This is a genomic window from Corynebacterium sp. HMSC067D03 (genome assembly GCF_001811185.1).
GTDB lineage: Bacteria > Actinomycetota > Actinomycetes > Mycobacteriales > Mycobacteriaceae > Corynebacterium > Corynebacterium coyleae.
Window position 1 is genome coordinate 23,753 of record NZ_KV803812.1, and the last position, 8,555, is coordinate 32,307.

The following is an 8,555-nucleotide window of genomic DNA, read 5'->3' on the forward strand; positions in this document are numbered from 1 at the left end:
TCGAGCGCCTATGTCCAAGAAGAACAAAAAGCAGAAGCTTTCCAACACCGGCGTCCTAGCGACCAACCGGAAAGCTCGCCATGACTACACCATCTTGGACACCTGGGAGTGCGGCATCGTCCTGCAAGGCACCGAAATCAAGGCGCTGCGCGAAGGCAAGGTGTCGCTTGTCGAGGCGTTTGCCACCATCGACAACGGTGAAGTCTGGCTGCGCAACATGCACATCCCCGAATACTCCAAGGGGCACTGGACCAACCACCCGCCGCGCCGCACCCGCAAACTGCTGCTGCACCGCCGCGAGATCGACTCGCTGGAAGGCAAAGTCCGCGACGGCAACCGCACCCTCATCCCGCTGTCGCTTTACCTCAAAGACGGCCGCGCCAAGGTCGAGTTGGGCCTCGGCCAAGGTAAGCAGGACTACGACAAGCGCCGCGCCATCAAGCGACGCACCGAGGACCGCGAAATCACCCGTGAGCTGGGCCGCAAGTTGAAGGGCATCAAGGCGTAGCGTTTTCAGTACGGTGGGGGCCTATGAAAAAGGCACTGATTACTGGAGCGTCCCGCGGCATCGGTCGCGCGATCGCTGAAGAACTTGGCAAGGACCACCACATTTACGCGGGCGCGTCACGGGACGCGTCCGAGATTGTTTCGGCGCTGCCGAGCGCGGAGCCGTTCGAGGTGGACCTGACGGACACCGAAGCCATCTTGGAGGCGGCCTCCAAGATCGAGGACCTCGACGTCCTCGTGCTGGCCGCCGGCGTGATGGAAAACGGCTCTCTTTCGGAGCTCACGGACGCATCCTGGCGCAACACGATGGAAGTCAACCTCCACGCGCCTGTCACCCTGACCCGCGCGCTGCTTCCTGCTTTACGACGATCCAACGGCCTGATCATCACCATCAACTCCGGCGCCGGCTACCACGGCATCGCCAACAACTCCGCCTACTGCGCCTCCAAGTTCGCGCTGCGCGGCTTTACCGATTCGCTCGCACAGGAGGAAGCCGGCAAGGTGCGCGTGACCTCGCTGCACCCGGGCCGCACCGACACCGACATGCTCTCCGGCGACGACGGCCTGCCCAAGATGGCCGCCACCGAAGTAGCCAAGGCAGCCCGCCTAGCTGTCGACGCCGGCCCCGACGCCGTCATCGAATTCCTCCGCGTCCGCCCAGCCTTCACGGGGTAGGTTGCCGGCTGGGGCAGGGCTTGCCGGCTGAGGCGGGTCTTGCCGGCTGAGGCGGGCTTGCGGGCGTTGCTCGGGTTCTGGCGTGCCCAGCCCCTTGTGCTCCGGCGCGCTCGGCCCCTTGTGCTCCGGCGCCGCGTGGGGTAACGTTTCTTCTCCTACGTTTCTTCGTAGTTGAAGGGGTCGATTTGGTTTCGACTTCATCACTTAGCCAGGGGAAGCGTGCCGGTGCAGGCAGGAGACCACCGAAAGCGTCGCTGTAACTAATAAACGCAGAGAAGAACTCTCAGCGTGACTACGCCCTCGCTGCCTAATTAGAAAGGTTCAGCGACCTGCGTGTCCGTCAGGCCGGGGATGTCCCCGACCCGGTACCTGGCGTCGACTTAGGGGACTTGCCTTCCGGCCCTGTCAGTGGGGCCTTGGAAGGGACATTTTTCACTGACTGGGCCCGTCATCCGGACATGTTCGCCTGATCCGGAGGGCCGAGCAGAGATTCTGTGCGAACTGCGCACGGAGAAGCCCTGGTGCGGTGGTGAAGGACCCGGGTTCAATTCCCGGCGGCTCCACCGAGTGCGAAACCCGCTGGCCAAACGGCCAGCGGGTTTTATTATTTGCCGGCGAACCTGCACCGAGTACAGCCCCCACTCTGCGGTGCTCATCGTCTAGTTCCTCGACATCGTCTAGCTCCCCGCGCGGGCAACCAGACGATCAGCTCCATAATGAAAACGGTCCCCAATATGACCTGGGGAAACGTCGAGGCCACTGCGAGACCGTCTAGCGGCACCCGAAGGGGAGCTAGACGATCTCGTAGCCGGTGACGGGGCCCTCCGTGTTCGGCTGCCAACCGAGTGCTGGGGCGACGTGGGTGGCAAAGTTTTCCAGGATCTTTACGTTTACGTCCACGCCCATGCCGGTCGGGATGGTGAGCAGAAGGGTGTCGGCGGCCATGACGGCAGGGTCGGCCTTGAGCTGCTCGATGAGCTTGTCCGGCTCGGCGGCGTAGGTGCGGCCGAAGGTGGAGGCGCCGACCTCGGGAAGCATGCCTACCTGGTCGGAGCCGGAGGCCTGCATGCCGAAGCGTGCCATGTCGGCGCCGTCGACGATGGGGAAGATGGACCGGGACACGGACACGCGCGGGGTCCAGTCGTGGCCGGCTTCCTTCCAAGCTGCGCGGTAGCGGTTGATTTGGTCGACTTGGATCTCGCCAAGTGTCTGCGCGGTGGTCTCGGAGACCAGGGTGGAGGACATGAGGTTCAGGCCGTCTCGCGCGGTCTGCTCGGCAGACGCGTGGGTACCGGAGCCGTAGAAGATGTGCTTGCGCAGCTCGGGTACCATGGGGAAGACCGGCAGGGCGGAGCCGGGCTGGAACATGTTGGGGTACTGGCGCTCGAGGGGCGCGGCGGTGGCGAAGCTGTGGCCGTCGACGGCGGCCATGAAGGTTTCGAGGTGGTTGCGGGCGACGTCGGCACCGTTCGGCGCTTCGCCCTTGTAGCCGAATGCTTCCCAGCCGCGCTCGGCGACCTCGGGGGCGCCGCGGGATACACCAAGGGCGACGCGGCCGCCGGAGAGTTGGTAGAGGGAGGCGGCTTCTTCGGCGAGGTAGAGCGGGTTTTCGTAGCGCATGTCGATCACGCCGGTGCCAACTTCGATGCGCTCGGTGGAGCCCGCAACCGCACCGAGCAGCGGCATCGGGGCGGAGGCTTGCGGGACGAAGTGGTGGACGCGGAAGGATGCGTTGTTGACGCCGATCTCGTCGGCAGCTTTGGCGATCTCGAGGTGGATTCTCGCTACCTTTTCTGCCGAGGGGCCGCGTTGGCCGCCGATGGCGTAGTGCCCGAAGCTCAAGAAACCGAATGCTTTCATGGGGTCCTCCAGATCAGTTATGTGACATATCAACAAATATCATAGCCTGTGCCGAGCAGCGCAACCGAAAAACGGCCTCAACGTTGTATTGGAGGAGCTTAAAAGGTTTATTAAATCCCTTGGCGCGACCACAGCCCGGCGCTACGGTCGTGCGCATGATTTCAAAGACTGCGAAGACGTTGTCCGCTGCAACCGCCCTAGCTGCCATCGCTGGCGGCTTCATTGGTGCTGGCACCGCGCACGCACAGGTAGCGCAGCTCTCGTCGGCCAACCCGAACCTGGACCAGTTGGTGCAGAAGGGTTGGGACACCTACACCGGCGCCGTGCTGGGCAATAAGGGAGGCATGTTGCTGAAGGATCTGCCGAAGGACGCCAAGCCACTGGCAGCAAAGGATGTAAAGGAAGCTCTCGCACAGCCGCTGCAGGCGAAGGAAGATGCCGCGATCACCCTGACGTTCACGCCGCAGGGCCGGCTCAATTACGACGACGGCTGCAACGTCGGCAACGCAACCTACAAGGTCAACGCTCGCGGTGGGGTAAAGGTGGGCGCGTTCGCTGAGACCCAGCGGCTTTGTGATCCAACCCGCATGAACAAGTCCGATGAACTGAAGTCGATCCTGCGAGCGGGTCCCGCTGTGTACAAACTTAACGACGACACCATCGCCCTTGGCGCCCAAGGCAAGATGATTGAGTTTCTTGGAGTTGCATAGGCATCCCATGAAACCCCTTGAACCCGCGAATCCGGCCGCTACCGTGTGGGGCATGGGTATCAAGACTCAGAAAACATTGTCCATTGCAACCGCGCTCGCGGCCCTGGCCGGCGGCACCCTTGGTGTCGGCACGGCTGGCGCGCAGGAGCGCTCGAGCAGCATTGACCAGTTTGTCCAGATGAGTTCCTCCCTGTTTTCTAACCCGGCGGGGCAGCAGCCCGCTGGCACTGGGCTGATGGTTCCGCTTGCGGAAGGCGCGACGCAGTTGCCTAACGACCAAGTCCAGCCCGCACTGGACACCACCTTGCGTGCCAAGAACAATGACAAGGTCACCGTTGATTTCCGCCCGGACGGCACGCTGACCTACAACGATGGCTGCAACGCGGGTAACTCCACCTACCAGGTGGATACGACCGGCAGGTTGCGCGTCGGTGACCTCAACGAGACTCGCATGGCGTGCCCTCCGGGTGCGGAGGTTGCCGCGAATGATCTAAAGACGATCCTGCGCGCCGGCCCGGCGGTGTTCCAGGTCGATCCGTCCACGCTTGCGCTGGCCGCACAGGGGCAATCGGTTGAGTTTGTGAAGTTGCCGGTGCGCGTCGTCGATTAGCAATCGCGAAAGACAGCAAAGCTCCAGGTCGCCCTGGGGCTTTTTGCTTTGCGACGACCCCACCTCGGTCATTTGCAACACAGTTTTGTAGTCTAAATGGGCGGAAACCGGGGGTGCCGGTTGACTTTAAGTATGGGTACCCTAAACTGGCGCAGGTAACCCTTACCTAAGTCTGGAAGGACGACAATGATCCGTTTCCCGCGCACCGCGCTGATCGCCCTCGCAGCCGCAGGCTCGCTGACCCTCGGCGCTTGCTCCAATTCCGAGCAGGCCGCTGAGACCACCACCTCTGCAGTAGCCACCTCCGAGGCTGCCTCCTCCTCCGCCACCACCGACGGTGACACCGTCAAGGTGACCGACAACTACGGCGAGAAGGAAGTGCCGGCAAACCCGCAGCGCGTCGTCGCTCTGGACAACCGCACCTTCGAGCTCCTGGACTCCTGGGGCGTTAAGCCGGTCGCAGCAGCGCGCGACCTCGTCCCGAACACCATTCCGGGTATCGCGGACGATGAGAGCATTGTCAACATCGGCAACCACAAGGAGCCGAACCTCGAGGCCATCGTGGCCGCTGACCCGGATGTGATCGTCTCTGGCCAGCGCTTCCGCAAGTACGACGAGGAAATTGAGAAGCTGGTTCCGAACGCTACGCTCGTCGAGTTCGAGCCGCGCGACGGCGAGCCGTTTGACCGCGAGCTCATCCGCCAGACCCTGGCACTTGGCGACATCTTTGGCAAGCAGGCCGAGGCTGAGCAGACCGTCAAGGAGTTCACCGAGGCTGTCGAGCGCGCCCGCACCGCCTACAACCCGGACCAGACCGTCATGGCCGTGAACGTTTCCGGTGGCGAGATCGGCTACGTCGCACCGGGCGTCGGCCGCATGTGGGGCCCGCTGTTCGACCTGATCGGCTTCACTCCGGCGCTTCAGGTGGAGAACGCCTCTAACGACCACAAGGGTGATGACATCTCCGTCGAGGCAATCGCTGACGCGAACCCGTTCTGGATCTTCGCTCTCGACCGCGATGCAGCGATCAAGTCCGCCAAGGATTCCCCGGAGGCTCTGTCCGTGATCAACGACTCTGCCGCGCTGCAGAACGTTACCGCGGTGAAGGAAAACCACGTCTACGTGGCACCGAAGGACACCTACACCAACGAGTCCATCCTCACCTACACCGAGATCCTCAACGATCTGGCAGACAAGTTCGAGGCTGCAAAGTAACCCCTGAATGACACATCCAACTGCGACTACCACCCGCCCCAAGCTTCTCGATTGGAAGCTTGGGGTGGGTGTTGTCGTTGTCGTTTTACTGCTGCTGACCTCGCTTGCGGTGGGGCAGTACGACATTTTGAATAGCGACGACGGCTGGGCCATGTTCCGTACTACCCGCGTCCCGCGCACCATCGCGTTGGTGCTCGCCGGCGCGGCGATGGCGATGAGTGGGTTGATCATGCAGATGCTCACCCAGAACCGCTTCGTCGAGCCGACCACCACCGGCACCACCGAATGGGCTGGCCTTGGCCTGCTCGCGTCGTTCGTGTTCTTTCCCAACGGCACGATCATGACGCGCATGCTGCTCGCCGTCGGCTTCGCATTCGTGGGCACGATGGTGTTTTTCGCCTTTTTGCGCAAGGTCACGCTGCGCTCCAGCCTGATCGTGCCGATCGTCGGCATCATGCTCGGCGCCGTGGTCAGCGCAGTCTCTACCTATTGGGCGCTGCAGGCCGATCTGTTGCAATCGCTCGGCGTGTGGTTTGCCGGCTCGTTCACCAGTGTGATCGCCGGCCAGTACGAGGTGCTGTGGATCGTGCTGTTCGTGGTCATCGCCGTGTTCTTCTACGCCGACCGGCTCACCGTGGCCGGCCTCGGCGAAGACGTGGCCACCAACGTTGGCCTGAATTACAACCGGATCGTGCTCGTCGGCACCAGCCTGGTCGCAGTGGCCGCCGGTGTGGTCACGGTTGTCGTCGGCAATCTGCCATTTCTGGGGCTGATTGTGCCGAACATTGTGAGCATGATGCGTGGCGACGACCTCCGCTCCAACCTGCCATGGGTCTGCCTTACCGGCATTGGAGTGGTAACGGTGTGCGACCTCATCGGCCGCACGATCATCGCGCCATTCGAAATGCCCGTGTCCGTCATCCTCGGCGTTGTCGGCGCCGCGGTGTTTATCGCCATGATTGTGAGGCGGAGCCGGAATGCGTGAGATCGGGGCGTTCCAGTCGTCGACAAGCAAAAAGCGCTACTGGATTATTATCGGCGCGCTTGCGGTGGCCGCACTATTATTTACCGCGGGGCTGCTCGCGTACGGCAACCCGATGGAGTTCGGATCCACCGGCTATTGGCTGATCGCGCAGCGTCGCATGAACGCGGTGATCGCGATGGCAATCGTGGCTGTGTGCCAAGCGACAGCGACCGTGGCGTTTCAAACGGTGACAAACAACCGAATTCTCACCCCGTCCATCATGGGGTTCGAATCGCTCTACGTTGCTATCCACACCTCAACCGTGTACTTTCTCGGCGCAGCAGGGCTGATTAACGCCCACACCTTGCAGATGTTTGTCATCCAGCTTGTGCTCATGATCGGGCTCAGCCTGGTGCTATACACCTGGCTGCTCGCCGGCAACAATCCCGACATGCACGCCATGCTGCTGGTCGGCATCGTGCTCGGCGGGGGACTGGGCGCAGTATCCACGTTCATGCAACGCATGCTCACACCCAGCGAGTTCGACGTGCTCACCGCGCGCCTGTTTGGCTCCGTGAACAACGCCGACCCGGAGTACTACCCGTTGGCAATTCCGCTGGTTGTCATGGCAGCGGGCATGCTGATCTTCAACTCGCGCGCGCTCAACGTGCTGTCGCTGGGGCGCGACGTATCCATGAACCTAGGCGTGGACCACAAAAAGCACGCGATTTACACCCTCGTGCTGGTGGCCATCCTCATTGCGGTATCGACCGCGCTGGTCGGCCCGATGACCTTCCTCGGCTTCCTCGTGGCCACACTCGCGTACCAAGCCGCGGATACCTACGACCACCGCTACGTCTTCCCGATGGCGATGCTGCTCGGATACTGCATCCTGTCGGGTGCGTACTTTGTGATGAACCACATCTTCTACGCACAAGGCGTGGTCTCCATCATCATCGAACTGGTCGGTGGCCTGACCTTCCTAATCGTGATTTTGAGAAAGGGACGCCTGTGATTCAACTCAAAGAAGTCCGCAAGGCCTACAGCAGCAGTGTTGACATCGGACCGGTCACCCTGGACATCCCCGAAGGCGGCATCACCGCCCTCGTCGGCCCGAACGGTGCAGGTAAGTCGACCCTACTGACGATGATCGGCAGGCTCCTCGACCTCGATTCCGGTCACATCGAAGTTGCAGGCATGGACGTCACCTCGGCGCGCTCGAAGGACCTGGCCAAAGTCGTGTCCATCCTGCGTCAGGAAAACCACTTTGTGACCCGCCTGACCGTGCGCCAACTCGTCGGCTTCGGCCGCTTCCCGTACTCGGGTGGGCGCCTGACCCCCGAAGATGAAGAGATCGTCTCGCGCTACATCGACTTCCTCGGCCTGCGCGAGCTGGAGAATCGCTTCCTCGACCAGCTCTCCGGTGGTCAGCGTCAGCGCGCCTACGTTGCGATGGTGCTTAGCCAGGAAACGAACTATGTGCTTCTCGACGAGCCCTTGAACAACCTCGACATCTCCCACTCCGTAGAGATGATGAAGCACCTGCACTCCGCATCCCGCGAGTTTGGCCGAACCATCGTGATCGTTCTGCACGACATCAATTTCGCCGCACGCTACGCGGACTACATCTGCGCAGTAAAGGACGGGGAAGTTGCCGCCTTTGGTGCGGTTGACGAGATCATGCGCGACAGTCTGCTGAGCTCCATCTTCAATACTCCGGTGGAGGTTATTGAAGGTCCGCATGGACCTATTGCGTGTTATCACTAAAACCTACGCTGTACTGCGGATTTGTGTTGTTTGTGAGTTCGTGGTTATATCTTCATCCGTTGCTTCGAGCGGCCTTGAGGGGCTGGCGAGAGGGAACAAGTTAATTTCATGAGGTTACGTGTTCAAGGTAAACGCTGGTTGAACTTGGGTTTGACTTTGGTTTACGTTGTGTTGTAGTCTCTGGTTCCGCCGCTTAGACGGCCGTGACTTTGAAAGTTGTGGTTGTTGGGTGTGCTGGTGTTGTTTG

General features: G+C 61.5%; 9 protein-coding genes and 1 other RNA gene. 9 read left to right on the forward strand and 1 reads right to left on the reverse strand.

Going from position 1 to position 8,555, the window contains the following annotated elements; translation table 11 throughout:
• The first annotated feature begins 10 nt into the window (after positions 1 to 10).
• The 3 genes from smpB (at position 11) to ssrA (ending at position 1,748) form a co-directional block, all read left to right on the forward strand.
• Positions 11 to 508, forward strand: a complete 498-nt coding sequence (gene smpB / locus HMPREF2785_RS05290) for an SsrA-binding protein SmpB (protein WP_070452075.1) — start codon at positions 11 to 13, stop codon at positions 506 to 508.
• Positions 509 to 531: 23 nt separating this feature from the next.
• Positions 532 to 1,182, forward strand: a complete 651-nt coding sequence (locus HMPREF2785_RS05295; protein ID WP_070614451.1) for an SDR family oxidoreductase — start codon at positions 532 to 534, stop codon at positions 1,180 to 1,182.
• Positions 1,183 to 1,358: 176 nt separating this feature from the next.
• Positions 1,359 to 1,748: a transfer-messenger RNA gene (gene ssrA / locus HMPREF2785_RS05300) on the forward strand.
• A gap of 226 nt (positions 1,749 to 1,974) precedes the next feature.
• Here the strand turns inward: ssrA and HMPREF2785_RS05305 are convergent.
• Positions 1,975 to 3,042 (reverse strand): LLM class flavin-dependent oxidoreductase, encoded by a 1,068-nt coding sequence (locus tag HMPREF2785_RS05305; protein ID WP_070614452.1) that lies wholly within the window; start codon positions 3,040 to 3,042, stop codon positions 1,975 to 1,977.
• Between the two features lie 155 nt (positions 3,043 to 3,197).
• Here HMPREF2785_RS05305 and HMPREF2785_RS05310 point away from each other — a divergent pair, with 155 nt between their 5' ends.
• The 6 genes from HMPREF2785_RS05310 to HMPREF2785_RS05335 all read left to right on the forward strand — a co-directional run bounded on the left by HMPREF2785_RS05310 (position 3,198) and on the right by HMPREF2785_RS05335 (position 8,308).
• Positions 3,198 to 3,752 (forward strand): META domain-containing protein, encoded by a 555-nt coding sequence (locus HMPREF2785_RS05310; RefSeq protein WP_070614453.1) that lies wholly within the window; start codon positions 3,198 to 3,200, stop codon positions 3,750 to 3,752.
• Between the two features lie 52 nt (positions 3,753 to 3,804).
• Entirely contained in the window at positions 3,805 to 4,362 is a 558-nt protein-coding gene (locus tag HMPREF2785_RS05315; protein ID WP_168162457.1) for an META domain-containing protein, read from the forward strand.
• A 186-nt stretch (positions 4,363 to 4,548) separates the two neighbouring features.
• On the forward strand, positions 4,549 to 5,577 hold the full coding sequence (locus HMPREF2785_RS05320) for a siderophore ABC transporter substrate-binding protein (RefSeq protein ID WP_070614454.1): 1,029 nt from the start codon (positions 4,549 to 4,551) through the stop codon (positions 5,575 to 5,577).
• A gap of 7 nt (positions 5,578 to 5,584) precedes the next feature.
• Positions 5,585 to 6,562 (forward strand): ABC transporter permease, encoded by a 978-nt coding sequence (locus HMPREF2785_RS05325; RefSeq protein ID WP_070452058.1) that lies wholly within the window; start codon positions 5,585 to 5,587, stop codon positions 6,560 to 6,562.
• Positions 6,555 to 7,556 (forward strand): iron chelate uptake ABC transporter family permease subunit, encoded by a 1,002-nt coding sequence (locus tag HMPREF2785_RS05330; RefSeq protein ID WP_070614455.1) that lies wholly within the window; start codon positions 6,555 to 6,557, stop codon positions 7,554 to 7,556. The genes HMPREF2785_RS05325 and HMPREF2785_RS05330 overlap by 8 nt, the downstream gene beginning before the upstream one ends.
• Positions 7,553 to 8,308, forward strand: a complete 756-nt coding sequence (locus HMPREF2785_RS05335) for an iron ABC transporter ATP-binding protein (protein WP_070483094.1) — start codon at positions 7,553 to 7,555, stop codon at positions 8,306 to 8,308. Before HMPREF2785_RS05330 ends, HMPREF2785_RS05335 begins: the two co-directional genes overlap by 4 nt.
• Positions 8,309 to 8,555 lie beyond the last annotated feature (247 nt).